Annotated in this window: 18 protein-coding genes; 7 read left to right on the top strand and 11 right to left on the bottom strand. The window is 61.8% G+C overall.

All coding sequences use genetic code 11. The features are described from left to right. Positions 1 to 79: 79 nt before the first annotated feature. From EO094_RS08770 to EO094_RS08730, 9 genes are all read right to left on the bottom strand, one after another. Entirely contained in the window at positions 80 to 1,045 is a 966-nt protein-coding gene (locus EO094_RS08770) for a type II secretion system F family protein (RefSeq protein ID WP_128291954.1), read from the bottom strand. A gap of 9 nt (positions 1,046 to 1,054) precedes the next feature. Then, positions 1,055 to 2,053, bottom strand: a complete 999-nt coding sequence (locus EO094_RS08765; protein ID WP_425455863.1) for a type II secretion system F family protein — start codon at positions 2,051 to 2,053, stop codon at positions 1,055 to 1,057. Between the two features lie 40 nt (positions 2,054 to 2,093). Then, the gene (locus EO094_RS08760) at positions 2,094 to 3,569 is read right to left on the bottom strand and encodes a TadA family conjugal transfer-associated ATPase (protein ID WP_128291953.1); all 1,476 of its coding nucleotides are present in this window, start codon (positions 3,567 to 3,569) and stop codon (positions 2,094 to 2,096) included. A gap of 15 nt (positions 3,570 to 3,584) precedes the next feature. Continuing rightward, positions 3,585 to 4,886 (bottom strand): CpaE/TadZ family protein, encoded by a 1,302-nt coding sequence (locus EO094_RS08755; RefSeq protein ID WP_128291952.1) that lies wholly within the window; start codon positions 4,884 to 4,886, stop codon positions 3,585 to 3,587. 7 nt (positions 4,887 to 4,893) lie between these two features. Beyond that, positions 4,894 to 5,598, bottom strand: coding sequence for a CpaD family pilus assembly protein (locus EO094_RS08750; RefSeq protein WP_128291951.1), 705 nt, complete (start codon positions 5,596 to 5,598; stop codon positions 4,894 to 4,896). 21 nt (positions 5,599 to 5,619) lie between these two features. Next, positions 5,620 to 7,131, bottom strand: coding sequence for a type II and III secretion system protein family protein (locus EO094_RS08745; RefSeq protein WP_164879606.1), 1,512 nt, complete (start codon positions 7,129 to 7,131; stop codon positions 5,620 to 5,622). Positions 7,132 to 7,163: 32 nt separating this feature from the next. Next, on the bottom strand, positions 7,164 to 7,943 hold the full coding sequence (cpaB, locus tag EO094_RS08740; protein ID WP_128291949.1) for a Flp pilus assembly protein CpaB: 780 nt from the start codon (positions 7,941 to 7,943) through the stop codon (positions 7,164 to 7,166). Positions 7,944 to 8,118: 175 nt separating this feature from the next. Next, positions 8,119 to 8,634 (bottom strand): A24 family peptidase, encoded by a 516-nt coding sequence (locus tag EO094_RS08735; RefSeq protein WP_128291948.1) that lies wholly within the window; start codon positions 8,632 to 8,634, stop codon positions 8,119 to 8,121. 109 nt (positions 8,635 to 8,743) lie between these two features. Then, the gene (locus EO094_RS08730; RefSeq protein ID WP_128291947.1) at positions 8,744 to 8,920 is read right to left on the bottom strand and encodes a Flp family type IVb pilin; all 177 of its coding nucleotides are present in this window, start codon (positions 8,918 to 8,920) and stop codon (positions 8,744 to 8,746) included. A 377-nt stretch (positions 8,921 to 9,297) separates the two neighbouring features. Between EO094_RS08730 and EO094_RS08725 the strand changes: the two genes are divergently transcribed. The 4 genes from EO094_RS08725 (at position 9,298) to EO094_RS08710 (ending at position 12,825) form a co-directional block, all read left to right on the top strand. Beyond that, positions 9,298 to 9,777, top strand: a complete 480-nt coding sequence (locus EO094_RS08725) for a pilus assembly protein N-terminal domain-containing protein (protein WP_128291946.1) — start codon at positions 9,298 to 9,300, stop codon at positions 9,775 to 9,777. Between the two features lie 215 nt (positions 9,778 to 9,992). Further along, a complete protein-coding gene (gene mscL / locus EO094_RS08720; RefSeq protein WP_128291945.1) occupies positions 9,993 to 10,445 on the top strand; it encodes a large conductance mechanosensitive channel protein MscL in 453 nt (150 codons plus the stop codon). A gap of 50 nt (positions 10,446 to 10,495) precedes the next feature. Further along, positions 10,496 to 11,698: a pyridoxal phosphate-dependent aminotransferase gene (locus EO094_RS08715; protein ID WP_128291944.1), complete on the top strand. Its 1,203-nt coding sequence runs from the start codon at positions 10,496 to 10,498 to the stop codon at positions 11,696 to 11,698. Continuing rightward, the gene (locus EO094_RS08710) at positions 11,695 to 12,825 is read left to right on the top strand and encodes an AbrB family transcriptional regulator (RefSeq protein WP_164879605.1); all 1,131 of its coding nucleotides are present in this window, start codon (positions 11,695 to 11,697) and stop codon (positions 12,823 to 12,825) included. The genes EO094_RS08715 and EO094_RS08710 overlap by 4 nt, the downstream gene beginning before the upstream one ends. 156 nt (positions 12,826 to 12,981) lie before the next feature. Here EO094_RS08710 and hemA read toward each other — a convergent pair whose 3' ends face one another. Continuing rightward, on the bottom strand, positions 12,982 to 14,253 hold the full coding sequence (gene hemA, locus EO094_RS08705) for a 5-aminolevulinate synthase (protein ID WP_128291942.1): 1,272 nt from the start codon (positions 14,251 to 14,253) through the stop codon (positions 12,982 to 12,984). Positions 14,254 to 14,458: 205 nt separating this feature from the next. Continuing rightward, entirely contained in the window at positions 14,459 to 15,796 is a 1,338-nt protein-coding gene (gene aptA / locus EO094_RS08700) for an omega-aminotransferase AptA (RefSeq protein ID WP_128291941.1), read from the bottom strand. A gap of 287 nt (positions 15,797 to 16,083) precedes the next feature. Between aptA and EO094_RS08695 the strand changes: the two genes are divergently transcribed. The 3 genes from EO094_RS08695 to rfbC all read left to right on the top strand — a co-directional run bounded on the left by EO094_RS08695 (position 16,084) and on the right by rfbC (position 17,887). Beyond that, positions 16,084 to 16,227 (top strand): DUF3096 domain-containing protein, encoded by a 144-nt coding sequence (locus EO094_RS08695; RefSeq protein ID WP_128291940.1) that lies wholly within the window; start codon positions 16,084 to 16,086, stop codon positions 16,225 to 16,227. Positions 16,228 to 16,457: 230 nt separating this feature from the next. After that, complete coding sequence (gene rfbA, locus EO094_RS08690; RefSeq protein ID WP_128291939.1) at positions 16,458 to 17,336, top strand: glucose-1-phosphate thymidylyltransferase RfbA; 879 nt, start codon at positions 16,458 to 16,460, stop codon at positions 17,334 to 17,336. Beyond that, complete coding sequence (gene rfbC / locus EO094_RS08685) at positions 17,333 to 17,887, top strand: dTDP-4-dehydrorhamnose 3,5-epimerase (RefSeq protein ID WP_164879604.1); 555 nt, start codon at positions 17,333 to 17,335, stop codon at positions 17,885 to 17,887. The genes rfbA and rfbC overlap by 4 nt, the downstream gene beginning before the upstream one ends. The last annotated feature ends 18 nt before the right edge of the window (positions 17,888 to 17,905 follow it).

Genomic DNA, 17,905 nt, shown 5'->3' with positions numbered 1-17,905 from the left:
TCGCTGCAAGGCGAGAGACCCTGCGTTTTCGGGCCAACCCGCCGCATCGGGCCTCGCGTGGGCAGAATGCCGCCGCGCCTCAATTCATCGACATGACCTGAATCGCCGCCGGTGTGATGATCACGGCGAACAGCACCGGCAGGAAGAACAGGATCATCGGAACGGTGAGTTTCGGTGGCAACGAAGCCGCCTTCTTTTCCGCCTCTGCCATGCGCATGTCTCGGTTTTCCTGAGCCAGAACGCGCAGCGAATGGCCGAGCGGCGTACCGTATTTTTCCGCCTGAACGAGGCTCGTTACGACCGCGCGCACACCTTCCACACCGGTGCGCTTGCCGAGGTTCTCGTAGGCCTTGCGCCGATCCTGGAGATAGGAGAGCTCCGCCGTCGTCAGCGACAGCTCCTCCGCCAGTTCCACCGATTGATGGCCGATCTCCTCCGACACCTTTCGGAAGGCCGATTCGATGCCCATGCCCGATTCGACGCAGATGAGCAGGAGGTCGAGTGCGTCCGGCCAGGCCTGCTTGATGGCCGTCTGGCGCTTCGTCGTCCGGTTCTTCACATAGAGCCCGGGCAGGTAATAGCCGAGATAGGCAGCTGCCACGACGATCACGAGCTTGATCATCGGCGGCTGGTCGATCGGATCGAGACCGAAGAGATAAAGCCCCGAAGCGATGAACATGCCGAGCGGCGCGAGAAGGCGAGCCGCGAGGAAGAAGAGAACCGGGTTCTGGCCGCGCAGGCCGGCCATTCTAAGCTTGTTGACGATATCCCCGTCTTCCGCCTGTTTCAGAAGGTTGAAACGGTCGACGAAGTTTTTGACCCAGCGCGTGGGCTCAGGCTTCAATGTCGCCTGCTTCTTGGCGGCCTCCATCTTAGCCCGCTCGCGCGCGCGGATGCGCTCGCGCTCGCTCGACACCTGCTTCATGCGCGCGGAGAGATTGTCGCCGGCAAGGTAGGGCCAGGCCAGAACAACGATCGCCGAGAACACCGAAAGCGCAGAGGCAAGGGCGATGAAAAGATCGGCGTTTTGCTGAATAAGGTTCATGGCTGCGCGCTAGAAATCGAAGTTGATCATTTTGCGCATCACGAGGATGCCCATCAGCATCCACATGGCAGACGCGGCAAGCACAATATGTCCGAGCGTTGTGGTAAATAGAAGAGAGATATAATCCGGGCTCGTCAGATAGACGATCGACCCCACAATGACCGGCAGACTGCCGATGATCATCGCCGAGGATTTGGCCTCAGAACTCATCGCCTTGATCTTTCCGGCCATCTTCTTGCGCTCGCGCAGGACCTTGGAGAGGTTCGACAGCGCCTCGGAGAGACTGCCACCGGTGCGTGATTGGATGGCAATGACGATGGCGAAGAAATTCGCTTCCTGCAGGGGGATGCGCTCGGGCAGCTTGGAGACGGCCTCATCGAGCGGCATGCCGAGTGTCTGATCCTCGATGATCTCGCGGAATTCGGTGGAGACAGGCGGCGAGGCTTCTGCGGCGATAATCTTCATGCAATCGATCAACGGCAGACCCGCCTTGACGCCGCGCACCACCACGTCGAGCGCGTTCGGAAATTCGGCCGTGAACTGCTTGAAGCGGCGCTTGCGCAGGAAATTCACATAGGCATAGGGCAGAAGAATGCCGAGGCCGACGCCGAACCCCACCGCCGGCACCAGGGGCAGGATGCCCGCAAGAACCAGGAGCAGGATCGCCAGAAGCGAGGTGACGGCACAAATCAGCGTGAAAGTCCTGGCCGACCAGGAAAGGCCGGCCTGGCGCATGCGCAACACCAGGGTCGGCTTACGGCTGCGCTTCGATTTCTGCTGTTCTTCGATCTCCCGCAGCGTCTCTTCCACACTCCGGCGCCGGCGGCCCTCTTCGCCACCTTTGCGCTCTGTGTTGAGCGGGCGAGCGGTGACCCCTTCGACGCGCTTCTGACTGCGCGAGCCGCCTCCGAGCGCCGACGAAAAGAGCGCGAAGATCACCCCCCCGACCGACAGGATTATGAGGCCGACGAGGGCGAGCTTGATCATCTCGGGCGACAGCACGGCCACCCCCTCTCAAGACACCGCCGATCATGGGCTCGGGCCTGCCTCATGCGCGCATCGGCTCGTCCGCCTCGGCGGCGTCGAGAGCGGCGGCAAGGCGCTGTTCTTCGTTGAAATAACGCGCCCTATCCCAGAAGGCGGGGCGGCCGATGCCGGTCGAGCGATGGCGGCCAAGGACACGACCGCCGGGATCCTCGCCGAGGATGTCGTAGACGAAGAGATCCTGCGTGATGATGACGTCGCCTTCCATCCCCAGCACCTCGGTGATGTGGGTGATGCGGCGCGAGCCGTCGCGCAGACGAGCCGCCTGGACGATGACGTCAATCGACGAGACCATCATTTCGCGGATGGTGCGCGAGGGCAGCGCATAGCCGCCCATGGTGATCATCGATTCAATACGGCTCAGGGCCTCACGCGGGGAGTTGGCATGCAGGGTGCCCATGGAGCCGTCATGGCCTGTGTTCATGGCCTGCAGGAGGTCGAAGGCTTCCGGTCCGCGCACCTCGCCGACGATGATGCGTTCCGGGCGCATACGCAGACAGTTCTTGACGAGATCACGCATCGTCACCTCGCCCTCGCCTTCGAGGTTCGGGGGGCGGGTCTCCAGACGCACGACATGCGGCTGCTGCAGTTGCAGTTCGGCCGCGTCCTCGCAGGTGACGATACGCTCGTCGTGATCGATATAGCGGGTCAGGCAGTTCAACAGCGTGGTCTTGCCCGAACCGGTGCCGCCGGACACCAGCACGTTGCAGCGAACCCGACCGATGATCTGCAGAATGGTCGCGCCTTCCGGCGTGATCGTGCCGAAGCGGACAAGCTGATCGAGGGTGAGCTTGTCCTTCTTGAACTTTCGGATGGTGAGGGCGGGCCCGTCGATCGACAAAGGCGGGGCGATGACGTTAACGCGCGATCCATCGGGCAGGCGCGCGTCGCAGATCGGGCTCGATTCGTCGACCCGGCGGCCGACCTGGCTGACGATGCGCTGGCAGATATTCAGAAGCTGCGCGTTGTCGCGGAAACGGATGTCCGTCTCCTCGACCTTGCCCAGAACTTCAATGAAGACCTGCTCGAAACCATTGACCATGATGTCAGCGATGTCGTCGCGCGCCAGCAGCGGCTCGAGCGGCCCATAGCCGAGAACATCGTTGCAGATATCTTCAAGCAGTTCCTCCTGCTCGGAGATCGACATCACCAGGTTCTTCACCGTGATGATGTCGTTGACGATATCGCGGATTTCCTCGCGCGCCTGCTCGGCATCCATCTTGGCGAGCTGCGACAGGTCGATCGTGTCGATCAGCGCGCCGAAGATCTGCGTCTTGACGCGGTAATATTCTTCCGACTTGCGCGGCCGCGCAGCGATCTTGGCGGGCTTCGCCGGCGCAGGCGGCGGTGTCAGGCTGGGAGCGGCCGGAGCCGCCGCCCTCACCGCACTCTCCGATACGGCAGGCTTCTTCGGCGCCTCGGAAGATGGCTTCGGTCGTTGCCCTTGCTCGAGCTCGGTGACGCTGCGCTTGCCGAACATACACTCTTCCTTGGGTTACGCGGCCCGCTTCGATTTGGGCTTCGACTTCAGCTTTTCGAGCAACGGCCCCAAGAGGAGGCTCGTTTTGCGTCCGTGCTTGGTCTCCTTACGGCCGGTGACAACCTGCGCCAGGTCCGTGAAGATCTCATTGATATTGGATTTCGCCGACGCTTCGGCGATCATCTGGCCGTTGTTGGCGGCCGTGCCAAAGAGAAGCGGATCGAAGGGGATCACGGCGCTCGTCGGCAATTGCAGCGCCGCGGCAAAATCATCTGCCTTGATTTCCGGCTGACGCGGCACGCCGACTTTGTTCAGGACGAGCCGTGGAGGCGCGTCGTTGGGCCTCGCCTGCTTGAGGAAATCGACGAGGTTTTTGGTGTTTCGCAGATTGGCGAGATCGGGCGTCGCGGTGATGACAATTTGATCGGCAGCCAGCAGCGTCTTGCGCGCCCAAGCGGTCCAAAGGTGCGGCAGGTCGAGCACGACCGTCGGCACGTTCGACTGCACGAGATCGAGGACGTGATCGAAGGCCTCCTCGTCGAAATCATAGGTCTTATCGAGCGTCGCGGGGGCAGCGAGCAAACTCAGATGCTCCTGGCACTTGGTCAGAAGGCGGTCGAGAAGAACCTCGTCGAGACGGTCGGAGCCGAAGACGGCATCCGCCATGCCTTGCGGCGGATCCTCGTTAAAATCGAGGCCTGCTGTCCCGAATGCGAGGTCGAGATCGGCAAGGATAACGTCGGAAGCGAAGACGGACGCCATCGTCGAGGCAAGATTGTGAGCGATCGTCGAAGACCCCACGCCGCCTTTGGCACCGATGAAGGCGAAGACCTGTCCGAGCTTCGCGCTCCCTTCGTCGCCATAAATATCGGCGATCGCACGGATCACGGCCATGACGTCGGTCGGCGCGACGAGATATTCGCTGACGCCGCGCCTGATCAGTTCACGATAGGTTGCCACATCGTTGGAATGGCCGATAACGAGAACCTTCGTGCCGGCGTCGCAGACTTCCGCCAGCTCATCGAGGCGCGCCAGAAGATCGTCTTTCTCCAGGCGGCTTTCGACAACGATCAGATTGGGGGTCGGCGCGGAGCGATAGAACTCGCAGGCTGCACCAAGACCGCCGGTATGCACCTTGCAATGCGCGCGCGCCATGCGCCGGTCGGAGCAGGCCATATCGAACGTCGCGGCGACTTCCGGCGTGTCGCAAAAGGCCTGGATGGTGACGCGCGGAACCGGCTTGATGTCGGCCTTATCCGTCGTCTCCGGCTCGGACACGTCCTCCGCAAAGGGGTCGTCGAAATCATTGCTGCTCATCGGGCCATCACTCTCCCAAGTCGCTGCTGATCAGGGTTACACCGGACTTGGTTTCGGAACCCGAAGCATAGTCCTGAAGCACCTTCGCGCGCCGTGTCGCATTCGCCGGAGACATCTGGCGCGGCTGCAGCAGATCAGCAGGATTGGCCACCATAGCGGCGAGATTGTGCTGCGAAGCACAGCCAAAGTTGTAGTATTCGCGATTGTCCGTCGTGGCGGTCACGTCGTCCGGCCAGACACCGCATTTCGGTGTCACCGCCTTGACCTTCAAATAGGACAGACGCACGGGGGCCGCGCGGCTCGCATTGCTGCGATAGGGCGCAACGCGCACGAGTTCCGGCTCGACACCCGCCTCCAAGACGGCTGCTCGGATGGCGCGCGAGGCCGCCGCGGCTGCGATGTCATTGCCGGAGCCGCTCGGCACCTGAACGGTCACCGACCCGATGCCTGTGTCACGATAGCCGAGAGCGTAATCGTAAATCGCATCTTTGATCTCAGGCGACAAATGCCCGCCGCGCATCCCGATCGGGATATCGAGCGTCTCAGCCTCCTCCGAAACCATAATGGGATGTCTCAGGCGATAATCCTGCCGCTCGAGTCCGGCTTGGTCAATATTTTGTGACTGGCAACCGGCCAGGAGCCAGGCAGAGAGGACGAGCGCGAACGCTGCTTTCGCTCCGCCCTTCCGGCGATGACATGCGTAGGATTGCATGAGGTCGTTCCCCTTATCCGATCAGTCGAACGAAAATCCGACCTGACCGGCGTAAACACCCGTCGGGCGGTCTCCCTGGGCGCCATAGCGCTTGACCAGACTGCCAAGAAAATAAGCCTCGGCATCATTGGCCATCGCCAGATTGTCGTCGGGGCGGGCGAGTTTCTGCGGCGCCACCGGTTTGACGACGTAGGGCGTGATGATGACGACGAGCTCCGTTTGGGAGCGCAGGAAATCCTTGGAGGAGAACAGAGCCCCGAGAATCGGCAAGTGCTGCAATCCCGGTAAGCCCGAGACCGCACGGCGGGTTTCATCCTGGATGAGACCTGCAATGGCGAAAGCGCCGCCAGAGGGGAGTTCAACCGTCGTCTCGGCTCGGCGCACTGTAATCCCGGGAATAGTGATACCGGCGGCCGTCGAAAAGGAGCCTTCGGTCGCGAGGTCGCTCACTTCGGTGCGCACTTTGAGGCTGATGCGGCCACCGTCGAGAACGACGGGCGTGAAAGCAAGGTTGACGCCGAACTGCTTGAACGCCACCGAAATATTGCCGTCGTCATCGACCGCAACCGGGACGGGAAACTCGCCGCCAACCAGAAAATTCGCCGTCTCGCCAGAGACAGCCGTCAGGTTGGGCTCCGCGAGGTTGCGCAACATGCTCGCCTCTTCAAGGGCCTTGATGCTCGCCGAGAGCCTGTTGCCGTTGTTGTTCCAGGCGAAGCCACCCGAGGCGGGATCGGTGTTGGTGTTGATTGGAAAATTGAACGGCGAAAGGCTGCTCACCCCACTGACAGCACCATTGCTGATGGCGCCGAAGCCGAGATTGCCATCCTGCAGAACGGCCTGAGTGTTGATGCCGAGCTGTTTGACGATCTCGCGATTCACCTCCGCGATCGTGACGCGCAGGTTGACCTGCTCCTGACCGGTGATCTTGAGAAGGTTGATGATGCCAGGACCGTCGTCGGAGGAGCCGCCGGGGCCCCCCGTATTGATGGTGATGGAGCCGGCGCTCATGCCGCCGCCACTCGACGACTGGATCAGGCTTCTGGCGATCTGTTCGGCCTTCTGAGATGCGCTGGACGACGGGACATAGCCCGTCAGAACGATCGAGCCATTGATCACTTCGGCATTGATCTGGGCGTCGGGAATGGCCGTGCGGAGAAGCCGATTCAGGGGCGTCAGGTCCGTTTCGACATAAAGATCGAGGCTGGCGATCTGCCGTCCGGCCGCATCGAAGAGAAAGACATTCGCCTGGCCGGTTTTGACGCCGATCAGATAAAGCCTGGTGGAGGTGCGCAACACCGCATCTGCGATCTCCGGGTTCGAGACGAGGACGTCCCCCGCCGCGCGGGGAAGCTCCACGACCATGGATTTGTTGACGCCGAGACGTAGGGGCTGATTCTGTGCGGCACCGGTCGCGCTCAGCGTGACGGTGCGAGGAAAATCGGAGGCGGCCTTGCTTATTCCGGCCAATGGCAAGGAAAGCGCAACGAAAGTCAGCACCGCCAGCGCCCATATACGCGCGTGCCCAACCATCTTCACTCTCCTTCTGGGGATGCGACAGGCATTCATTGGGTCTTCACCAGCTGCTCATCGCCGAAGCGGATCACCTTGACCGTGCTTGAGCGGTCGCGGTCGACGGCCGTGTCCGTGCTGTCGGCGTCCGCCATGCTCCGAAGGGCGAGCGACAAGGTTCCGCTGCCTTCCGCCGCCGTCACAACCTCGGCTTCGCGTGGAGTCACTTCCAGCGTCGCCGTCTTCCCGATGACGACCGGCTCGCCCTCACGCTCCTGCACGGTCTGATCGATGGCCAGAACGCGAATGTTTCTCAGGATCGTGCGGGTGACCTGACTGCGGGATTCACCGCCTTCGTCGGAGGACGTCAGAAGAATATCGACGCGGTCATTGGGAAGGACGAAACCGCCGGCCGCGCTTTCGGCCGACACGCGAACGGCAACGGCGCGCTGACCTTCCGGCAGGATCGCCGACATGAAACCCGAATCGGCGGTGGCGAGCTTGCCATCGCGGATCGGTTCTCCGTTCAAAAATTGATTGCGGACGACGACGCCAGAGAGCTTTTCGATTGCGTCCGGTCGCGCCGTCTTCTCGATGAAAGCAGGATTGATGCTGTCTTCGGGCCAGGGCTGCCAACGCATGTTCGAGCCGCTGAGCGTGGCGCCCTGCAGGAGATCGGCGGAGGCGACCAGGATGTCGCGCGTCGCGACCTGTGGAGCCGGCGTGGGAGCGGGCTCGTTCGAGGGCCCAGTGTCGAGGTTGAGCGCCAGATAGGCGGCGGCACCTCCGGCAAGGAGGGCAACGACCAAGACCATCAATCGGATTGGGGCCATCGCGTGGAGAACCTCGGCTGACGCAATTCACGCCTAAGGGCGCTCAAGCCGGAGTTTCTTCGGGAATGGTCAAGGTATGGTTAATGCGCCCGGCCATCTGTCCCTTTCTGGGACCCAACCAAAGATTGCGCCCCCTAGATCAAGCCTGATTCAGAAATTGAATTGGCCTTGATGATCATGTGAGCCGAGGTAGCCAGTCGGTCTGATGAAATAGAATCAAGGCTGCGGCAGCAAAAGCCACGCCATAGGGCACGCCGCTCTCTCCGTCGCGGAAACGGCTGAGACAGTCAGGCCAATAATTGGGGAAGGGGATGCGGCCCATTCGCAGTTGTAGAACGACGAGGGTCAGCACGCCTCCCAGCACGGAGGACAGGGCAAAATAGGGGAGAACATCGGCCCAGCCGAACCACAAGGCGGCTACACTGGCAAGCTTGGCATCACCGCCACCAATCCATCCGGCGGCAAAAAATGCGAAGGTCGCGCAAAAGGTGGCGAGCCCGACAGCGAGGCTCAGCCCCATTTCATGCAGCGTAAATCCTGCAAGCGGCGCAGCAATCAGCCACAAAATGAGGAGAAACAGGACCAGGATGTTGCGAATCTTGAACGTCAAAAGGTCCATGATTCCCGCATAGGTCATCAGCAGCGGGAATAGAAACAGAACGGCGTATTTCAGGAGAGCGATTGCGGACACGCCATTCTCCCGGATGTCATGGCCCCGACAATTCCTGATCGCTACGGTGCCAAAACGAGAAACGGAGGGCGGTAGCCCTCCGTTGCAGTCACGTTAGCTACCAAGGATTTTAGCCAGCAGTACCCTTAAGCCCGCTCGCCACCGAGCTGAACGTGCTCGTCAGGTTGGTGCCCAGTGTCGTCAGTACGGCGATGATCACGACCGAAACCAGCGCGGCGATCAGACCATACTCGATGGCCGTCGCACCGGACTCGTCCTTCACGAAGCGGTTCACAAGCTTCTTCATCTCTCTGCTCCTTCTGTCGTCACCCCGAACGCCCGCCGTTGCGGTCTTTGGTGCCCGGGAACTAGGGACAATGCCTAGCAACAATTGTTTGCGGCAATCTTAATTCAATCGTCCAGAGAGCCAGCGCGATGCTGCACGACGAAGCTTGCGCGAAGCATGCGCCGAGATCTCCTCAAGATACGGAATTGGGCTAGGCCCGCCAAAATTCTAGAGCTTTATATCGATAAATCATGCACTTACGAGACCTAACGTTTTCCAAACAAATTTGAACAACCTGTCGCGCGACGTGGAACAGCGAGGAGCGTTTGCACGAATTTATTTGCACTTCGTTCACCCTTCTTGCGTATTGTGCTGATGAATTTGGTAAGGACGATCTCATGCAAGGCGTGCGCACCAGGACGAATCGAGCCGCTGCCGCTCGCATCCTGGCAGGGCTGCTGCCCCTTCTCCTTCTCGTCGCCACGAGCCTTCCCGCGCGTGCGGATACGATCGCGCTCACCATCGATTTCGCCAAGGTGATGAAGCTCGAGAGACCGGTGTCGACGATCGTGATCGGCAATCCGGGGATCGCGGATGCGACGGTGGAGGATGAACAAACCCTTGTCCTCACGGGCAAGGCGGCCGGCACAACGAATCTGATCGCGCTTGATCAGGACGGACACGAAGTCGCGAACGCCACATTACAGGTGGTGTCGAACGACCGGCAGCTCACGACCATCTTCTACGGCTCGGAACGCCAGACCCTGTCCTGCTCCCCGATTTGCGAGAAGGTGATCTCGGTCGGCGACGCGGCGACGAATTTCGAGCAGGCGAGCAGCCAGATCCAACAGCGCCAGAGTTTCGCTCGCGGACGGTGAGGCTCGCCGCCCCTGCCTCAAGACCCTCGGGTGCCGAGGCGCGCGCCAGAACCAGCTCTCGCGGTGGGCCCTCAAGGCCCGCAAAGCAATCGCCTCGGCCGCCCTGCGGTATCGCTGACGCGATCGCTTCGCCCACGCCTTGCGCAACAGCCCTTGTCCGGTTGCAACGATCGGGCCTAGTGGGGAAAGCTCCCGGAACCTCGAAGGACGCGTAAATGCTGAAGGAATTCCGGGAGTTTGCCCTCAAAGGCAATGTCCTCGACATGGCGGTGGGCATCATCATCGGCGCGGCCTTCGGGGCGATCGTGTCGTCTCTCGTCGATGACATCCTGATGCCGCCGATCGGCCTTCTTCTGGGCGGCGTGGATTTCTCCCAATTCTTCGTCGTGCTGAAGGGTGACGGCACCTTCAACACCATCACGCAGGCGAAGCAGGCCGGCGCCGTCACGTGGAACATCGGTCTTTTCATCAATGCCCTCGTAAAATTCCTGATCGTCGCTTTTGCCGTCTTCCTGTTGGTCAAGGTCGTGAACCGGCTGATGCGCAAGCGGGAGGAAAAGCCGGCGGCGGCTCCCGAAGTGCCGGAAGACATCCGGCTGCTTCGCGAAATCCGCAATGCGCTGCAGGCGCGCGCTCCCGCAGCGAAAGACGGAAATCCCATCATTTGAGCTCATCAAGGCGCTAGACGGGCTCGGTGAACGGGCGCTACAAATTGCGGATGAGCGCCCTTCCCTCCGATCTCTCCGAACCCGGAACGCAACTTCTTTCCACGCTTCGCCAGGAGGCGCTCGCCGCGCCCGATTCCGGCATCGTGGAGGTGATGAATTACGGCCGCGAAAGGCCGGGTATGATCCCGCTGTGGGCTGGGGAAGGCGACCTTCCGACACCGGATTTCATCTGCGAGGCAGCAGCGCGCTCGCTCGCCGCTGGCGAGACCTTCTATACGTGGCAGCGCGGTATCCCGCCTCTGCGGGAAGCGCTCGCACGTTACCATCAGCGTCTTCACGGGCGAGATTTTTCAGCCGAGCGTTTCTTCGTGACGGGCTCCGGAATGCAGGCGATCCAGATCGCCATTGCCGCGGTTGCCGGAGCCGGTGACGAGGTGGTGATCCCGACACCCGCGTGGCCGAATTGCGCGGCGGCCACCGGCCTTGCCGGTGCGACGGCCGTACATGTGCCGATGCATTTCACCGACAATGCCGGCTGGCGTCTCGATATCGACGAGCTTCTTGCCGCCACGAACGAGAAAACGAAGGCGATCTTCCTCAATTCGCCCTCGAATCCGACCGGCTGGACCGCAACGCAGGAAGAATTGCAGGCGATTCTCGATTTTGCCCGCAAGCGCAAGCTCTGGATCATCGCCGACGAAGTCTATAACCGCTTCTTCTTCGCGGGTGATCGCGCACCGTCTTTTTACGACATCGCACGGGACGACGACCCGGTTCTTTTCGTCAATACGTTCTCCAAGAACTGGGCGATGACGGGGTGGCGCGTCGGCTGGATTGGGGCACCACCGGCGCTCGGCCGGGTGCTTGAGAACCTCATCCAATATTCGACTTCCGGTGTCGCCGTGTTCATGCAGCGCGCGGCGACCGTTGCCGTGGCAGAAGGCGAACCCTTCATTGTCGAGCAGGTGGAGCGCGCCCGCCAAAGCCGAAAGGTGATCTGCGAGGCGCTGCAAACCTCGCCGCGCACACGCTTCACCTGGCCCGACGGCGCCTTCTATCTCTTCTTCTCGATCAAAGGCGAAGAGGAGACGGGAAAGCTCGGTTTGCGTCTCGTTGACGAGGCAAATGTCGGCGTGGCGCCTGGCACCGCCTTCGGAGCGGCGGGCGAGGCTTTCATGCGGCTTTGCTTTGCGCGCAAGCCTGAGGACATGGCCGAAGCCGGGCGGCGGCTCGCAAGCTGGCTCGCGAGGTGAGTGGCGAGGCCGGCGGCTTTGTCCTTCCTTCTCGCGAAACCCTCGTTCGGGTCGCTGCCACGCTTGCCCTTTCGACGGCAGGTGGAGCTCTTTTTGCGCTGATCGGCCTACCCGCCGCGTGGATTTCCGGTGGCATGCTCTTCGTCGCCGCGTCCAGTCTCGGCGGCTTCCATACGGAGATCCCGAGCGGACTGCGCAATATCGTCTTCCTAGTACTCGGCGTGATTTCCGGAACGGGGGTGACGCCGGCAACGCTCAACGAGGTGTCGAGCTGGCCGGTCAGCTTTTTCGCTCTTGCGATCACTGTGATCCTGGTCACCGTCGGAAGCTACCTTCTCCTGGTGCGCATGTTCCGATGGGACCGCCACAGCGCGCTTTTCGCAGCTCTGCCGGGGGCGCTTTCCTTCGTGCTGGCAGCTGCCGAGATGACCTCTGCCGATCTTCGACGCGTCGCCATCGCTCAGAGCCTTCGGCTCATCATCCTGCTCGAGGCGCTGCCGCTTGCCGCCTTCCTGGCTGGCGTTCATCCGAGTGCGGTTAGCGCCCGCGGCGTCGCCTCCGTCGACTGGGGCGAGCTTTTTCTGCTCTTCGCCGCCGGGGCCGTTTGCGGATTTCTTCTCTACAAGCTGCGCATTCCGGGCGGGCAGATGCTCGGCGGCCTCCTCGCAGCGGCCGTGCTTTGCGTCTCCGGCGTGGTCGAGACGACGATCCCGGCTTTCATCTTGATCCCGAGCCTTGTTGGCATCGGCGCCATCGCCGGCTGCAGGCTGAGACCCGAAGACCGACCGCTTTTGCCGAAGATCTTGACGGCCGCAGGCGCTTCCTTCGCTATCGCCGTCGTCGTTTCCGCGATCGGCGCGGCGATCACGAGCATGATCCTCGACATTTCGCTGCTGCAGACCTTCATGGCCTTTGCGCCGGGCGCGCTCGAGGCGCTGACCATCCTCGCCTTCACCATGAATGTGGACCCGGCCTATGTGGCCGCCCATCACGTGGTGCGGTTCGCAGCCCTTGCGCTCGCAGTGCCTCTTCTTGCGCGCTGGCTGATGCGGCAGGAGGGGCACGCCGCCCCCGATCCCAAAGAACCCTGGGAACGCGGACGCAGCGAACGCGGGAAGAAGAAGTAGCCGCCGCGGAACTTCGGCGTACCGATCCGAAAAGAGGCGTGGCTTTAAGCCTGCAGCCATCCCAAACGAAAACGCGGGCCTCTCGGCCCGCGTTCTGATGCGACGTCTGGCGTCGCGCTATCTGTTGCAGTTGGAGGCCGCAGCCAGCCGCGGCACTCAGCCGCCCGAAGCCGCGAAGATCTGGGCGCGCGCCGGCGCCGTGTCTACCATGTCGGGTCGACTGAGCGGCAAATCGAGAGCCAGCCACGTCTCCACCAAGGCTTCGGCCAGTTGATCGATGAGCTGATCGTCGTGCATCGGGGTCGGCGTGATGCGGAGGCGCTCAGTCCCGCGCGGCACGGTCGGATAATTGATCGGCTGAATGTAGATGCGGTGCTTTTCCATCAGCCGGTCGCTGGCCGCCTTGCAGGCTTCCGGCTCGCCGACGAGAACGGGAACGATGTGCGTCTCGCTCGGCATGACCGGCAGGCCGGCCCTGCGCAGCACGTCCTTGGTGCGCGCAGCCTGGCGCTGCTGTCTGGCGCGTTCTTCCTGCGACGTCTTGAGATGGCGGATCGAGGCGCAGGCAGCCGCGGCGATCGCCGGCGGCAGAGCCGTCGTGAAGATGAAGCCCGGCGCGTAGGAGCGGACCGCATCCATGATCGCGGCGGGTCCGGTGACGTAACCGCCGAGCGTGCCGAAAGCCTTCGCCAGCGTGCCTTCGATGATATCGATACGGTCCATGACGCCGTCGCGCTCGCAAATGCCCGCGCCGCGCTCGCCGTACATGCCCACGGCATGCACTTCGTCGATATAGGTGAGCGCGCCATATTCGTCGGCGAGATCGGCGATCTTCTCGATCGGCGCGACGTCACCATCCATCGAATATACCGATTCAAAGACGATCAGCTTGGCGCGATCCTTGCCGGCAGCCTTCAGGAGCTCTTCCAGATGCGCAAGATCGTTGTGGCGCCAGATCTGTTTCTGCGTGCCGGCGTGCTTGACGCCTTCGATCATCGAGGCGTGATTGAGCTGGTCGGACAGGATGAGGCAGTCCGGCAGGAGCCGGGCGATCGTCGAGATCGCCGCCTCGTTGGAGACGAAGCCCGAGGTGAAGACGAGCGCCGATTCCTTGTGATGCAGATCGCAGAGCTCATTTTCGAGCTCGACCAGCGGCCGATTGGTGCCGGAAATGTTTCGCGTGCCACCCGCGCCTGCGCCCATCGTCAGTGCCGCATTGCGCATGGCCTCAACGACCTTGGGATGGTGCCCCATCGCCAGGTAATCGTTCGAACACCAGATGGCGACTTCCTCCGCCTGGCCGTCGCGTCGCCAGATGGCCCGCGGGAACCGCCCGACTTGCCGCTCCAGATCGGCGAAGACGCGGTAACGCCGCTCGTTGCGCAAGGCCGCGATGGCGGCTTCGAAATGAGAATGATAATCGAACATAGCGTTCCCCGGTCGATGCCGCTCGAACAATAATCAGCCCGAACCGTGCTTGGCTAGCGGCGCTTCGCCGCGTAACCGTCAAGCAGGCCTGACACTGACGATACGTCCATCAGATTGACACACCCGTGATCTGGATCAAAGAGCGGGCATTTTCCTGCGGCGAGTGGCCGCTTTTTTGGGCCACTCGCCTTTTTTAGCGGCAGCCCTAGAGCACACTCAGCGTCTGACGCAGAATGTCAACCATCTCATCGACATGGCTTTTTTCGGCAATCAGAGCGGGCGCGACGATGGCGGTATCGCCCGTGAACTTCACGTGCAGACCCTTCCAGAAAAGTTCTTTCTGCAGCCTGTTGCCGCGCACACCCGGCTTTCCGTCTTCCGGCCAGGCTTCCACGCCCGCCATCATTCCATAGCCACGGATGTCGCGAACGGCGGGAATGTTCTTCAGCGAGTAGATGGCGTCGAGGAAGTAGCCCGACAGATCGGCCGCCCGGTCAAACAACCCTTCGCGCTCGTAGATGTCCAGCGTCGCCAGCCCCGCGGCGCACGCCACCGGATGGGCGGAATAGGTGTAGCCGTGGAAGAACTCGATGGCGTTCTCCGGTGCGGAATTGGTGATCGTCTCATAGATCTCGTCACGCGCAGCGACGGCGCCCATTGGAATGGTGCCGTTGGTGATCGCCTTCGCCATCGTCATGATGTCGGGGGTGACGCCAAAGGCCTGAGCGGCAAAAGGCGCGCCGAGGCGGCCGAAACCGGTGATCACTTCGTCGAAGACCAGCAGAATGCCGTTCGCATCGCAGATCTCGCGCAGACGTTCCAGATAGCCCTTCGGCGGCACGAGGGTGCCGGTGGAACCTGCGACCGGCTCCACGAAAACCGCTGCGATGGTCGAAGCGCCGTACATGTCGCAAAAGCGCTGCAAATCGTCGGCGAGCTCGGCGCCTGTTTCCGCCTGTCCCCGCACGAAGGTGTTTTCAGAATCCCAGGTATGGCGCATCGCCACCACATTCGGGATCACGCCCGGAAAAGCCTCGCGGTTCTTCATCAGGCCCGAGAGCGACACACCGCCGATATTGACGCCGTGATAGGCCCGCTCGCGCGACACGAAGCGCAGACGCTGCCCCTCACCGCGGGCACGGTGATAGGCCATGACGATCTTCAGGGCCGTATCGATCGCCTCCGAACCGGAATTCACGAAGAAGATGTGATTGAACGGCTCAGGAAGGATCTGCGAGAGCTTGGCAGACAGGGCGAAAGAGCCCGGATGGCCGAGCTGGAAATGCGGCGAGTAATCGTTCTGCAGCATCTGAGCGTGGACCGCCTCGATGATCTCCTTGCGGCCATGGCCCGCCGCCACGTTGAACAGCGCCGACGACCCGTCGATGATTTTGCCGCCCTTGTGGTCCCACAGATACATGCCCTCGCTCTTCACAACGAGGCGCGGCTCGGCCTTGAAATCGCGGCTTGCCGTAAACGGCAGCCAATGGCTCTCCAGCGAATTGGTGGCGAATTTCTGCAAAGGCTCGGCCAGCATGTTCATCGAGGTACCTCCAAGATTTGGCAACCGCCGGACACGGATGTTCATGACCGGCCCACGACTCCTCCGTTCAGCGGACCATCAAGCTGAACGCTGTCTCAGATGCTTGTCATGGCGATTTGTCGAGAGATTGTCCATCGCGGCGATATTCGTTCGATATGCCCCGCATAAACTTCGCTCTTTCGCTCAAAGCGTGAGCAACGCTCTTCGGTCTTCTACGTTTTGCGACAGTCACGAGGGCGGACGGCCGACATCCCCGATCGCCCGCCCCTATCCAGGAGACCCCACCCATGGACATCGTCCTCATCCAGCCGGCCGTCGCTCTCATCGCCGGCATTCTTATTCTCGTCTTTCCGCAGATCCTGAATTACGTGATCGCCTTCTATCTGATCATCGTCGGACTCGTCGGGCTTTTCCCCCAGCTCGCCGGATGAGCCGAGCGATCGGGCAGCTGTCAGGACCGACCGGGTCCCAAAGGGGCATCGTCACCACACAATCCAAGTGCGGCCCCCTCGACCCGAAGATCGCGATCGCCTAAGAGCTCCCCTCCAGCGTCTTTCTTTGCCAGGGCGCCTCGGCGCGCCCTGAAGCAAGGCTGGCGTGCGCTTGCACGCGCGGCCGACCTATCCTAGACGCCTGTGGACTTTTCAGCTGAGGTATAGCCATGCGGGGGATCATTCTGGCGGGCGGCAGCGGCACGCGGCTTTATCCGCTCACCATTTCCGTCTCCAAGCAATTGCTGCCGATCTATGACAAGCCGATGATCTATTACCCGCTCGGCGTGCTCATGCTGGCGGGCATTCGCGACATCCTGATCATCACCACACCGCGCGATCTGCCGATGTTCCAGGAATGCCTGGGCGACGGCAGCGCTTTCGGCGTGTCCTTGTCTTATGCCGAACAGGCGCATCCGAACGGCCTTGCCGAAGCCTTCATCATCGGGCGCAATTTCGTCGGCAACGACCCTGCCGCCCTCATCCTCGGCGACAACATCTTTTATGGCGCCGGCCTTTCGGGCCTTCTCAAGAACGCGGCCAGCAAGGACACGGGCGCCACCGTCTTCGCCTATCACGTCGACGATCCGGAGCGGTACGGCGTCGTCTCCTTCGATCGCGAAACCGGCATGGCGCAGTCGATTGAAGAAAAGCCCACAAAGCCGAAATCCTCCTGGGCGGTGACCGGGCTTTATTTCTACGACAACGACGTCGTCGACATCGCAGCCGACGTGAAGCCATCCGCCCGTGGCGAACTCGAAATCACAGACGTCAACCGGGCCTATCTCGAACGAGGCGATCTCGAAGTCTCGCGGCTTGGACGCGGCTATGCCTGGCTCGACACCGGCACGCATGACAGCCTCCACGAAGCCGCCGCTTTCGTGCGCACCATCGAACACCGGCAGGGAACCATGGTGATGTGCCCGGAAGAGATCGCTTTCGAGCTCGGCTATCTCGATGCGGCGGCCGTCACCGCCCGGGCCGAAAAGCTCGGCAAAACCCATTACGCGCAATATTTGATGCGCCGCATTCAGGAGCGCAGCCAATGATCGAGGTCAGGCCTCTCGGCCTCGAAGGCGTCGTCGAAATCGTCCCGAAAAAGTTTGGCGACGATCGCGGCTTCTTTTCCGAGACCTACAATGCCGACCGCTTCGCCGAAGCGGGCATCCCGCTCACCTTCGTGCAGGACAACCACTCCTATTCGAAGGCGGTCGGGGTTCTGCGCGGGCTGCATTATCAACTGCCGCCACGGGCGCAAGACAAGCTGGTGCGCGTCACGCGCGGGCGCATCCTCGATGTCGCCGTCGACATCCGCCGTTCTTCGCCGACCTTCCGGCAATGGGTCAGCCTCGAAGTCTCCGCTGAGAAATGGAACCAGATCCTGATCCCGGCCGGCTTCGCGCATGGATTTCTGACGCTCGAGCCGGATACGGAGGTCCTCTACAAGGTGACCGACGTCTATTCGCCCGAGCACGACCGCTCGCTGCGCTTCGACGATCTGGAGATCGGCGTCGACTGGCCGCTATCTGGCGATGCGCTCACGCTGTCGGCGAAGGATCAGGGAGCGCCCCTCCTCGCCGAGGCGGATATCTTCGATTAATCGGGCCGGAGGCCAAGA

The organism is Afifella aestuarii, from assembly GCF_004023665.1.
GTDB classification, from domain to species: domain Bacteria; phylum Pseudomonadota; class Alphaproteobacteria; order Rhizobiales; family Afifellaceae; genus Afifella; species Afifella aestuarii.
Note: the sequence above shows the minus strand (reverse complement) of the source record. Positions and strands in the feature narration are given on the sequence as shown.

What these genes read in the sequence shown, in the direction of transcription:
- rfbA (WP_128291939.1), top strand. Translation starts at nt 16,458, where the DNA reads ATGCGGGGGATCATTCTGGCGGGCGGCAGCGGCACGCGGCTTTATCCG.
- EO094_RS08760 (WP_128291953.1), bottom strand. Translation starts at nt 3,569, where the DNA reads ATGTTCGGCAAGCGCAGCGTCACCGAGCTCGAGCAAGGGCAACGACCG.
- mscL (WP_128291945.1), top strand. Translation starts at nt 9,993, where the DNA reads ATGCTGAAGGAATTCCGGGAGTTTGCCCTCAAAGGCAATGTCCTCGAC.
- EO094_RS08755 (WP_128291952.1), bottom strand. Translation starts at nt 4,886, where the DNA reads ATGAGCAGCAATGATTTCGACGACCCCTTTGCGGAGGACGTGTCCGAG.
- EO094_RS08770 (WP_128291954.1), bottom strand. Translation starts at nt 1,045, where the DNA reads ATGAACCTTATTCAGCAAAACGCCGATCTTTTCATCGCCCTTGCCTCT.
- EO094_RS08750 (WP_128291951.1), bottom strand. Translation starts at nt 5,598, where the DNA reads ATGCAATCCTACGCATGTCATCGCCGGAAGGGCGGAGCGAAAGCAGCG.
- EO094_RS08730 (WP_128291947.1), bottom strand. Translation starts at nt 8,920, where the DNA reads ATGAAGAAGCTTGTGAACCGCTTCGTGAAGGACGAGTCCGGTGCGACG.
- aptA (WP_128291941.1), bottom strand. Translation starts at nt 15,796, where the DNA reads ATGAACATGCTGGCCGAGCCTTTGCAGAAATTCGCCACCAATTCGCTG.
- EO094_RS08695 (WP_128291940.1), top strand. Translation starts at nt 16,084, where the DNA reads ATGGACATCGTCCTCATCCAGCCGGCCGTCGCTCTCATCGCCGGCATT.
- EO094_RS08745 (WP_164879606.1), bottom strand. Translation starts at nt 7,131, where the DNA reads ATGGTTGGGCACGCGCGTATATGGGCGCTGGCGGTGCTGACTTTCGTT.
- EO094_RS08725 (WP_128291946.1), top strand. Translation starts at nt 9,298, where the DNA reads ATGCAAGGCGTGCGCACCAGGACGAATCGAGCCGCTGCCGCTCGCATC.
- cpaB (WP_128291949.1), bottom strand. Translation starts at nt 7,943, where the DNA reads ATGGCCCCAATCCGATTGATGGTCTTGGTCGTTGCCCTCCTTGCCGGA.
- rfbC (WP_164879604.1), top strand. Translation starts at nt 17,333, where the DNA reads ATGATCGAGGTCAGGCCTCTCGGCCTCGAAGGCGTCGTCGAAATCGTC.
- EO094_RS08715 (WP_128291944.1), top strand. Translation starts at nt 10,496, where the DNA reads ATGAGCGCCCTTCCCTCCGATCTCTCCGAACCCGGAACGCAACTTCTT.
- hemA (WP_128291942.1), bottom strand. Translation starts at nt 14,253, where the DNA reads ATGTTCGATTATCATTCTCATTTCGAAGCCGCCATCGCGGCCTTGCGC.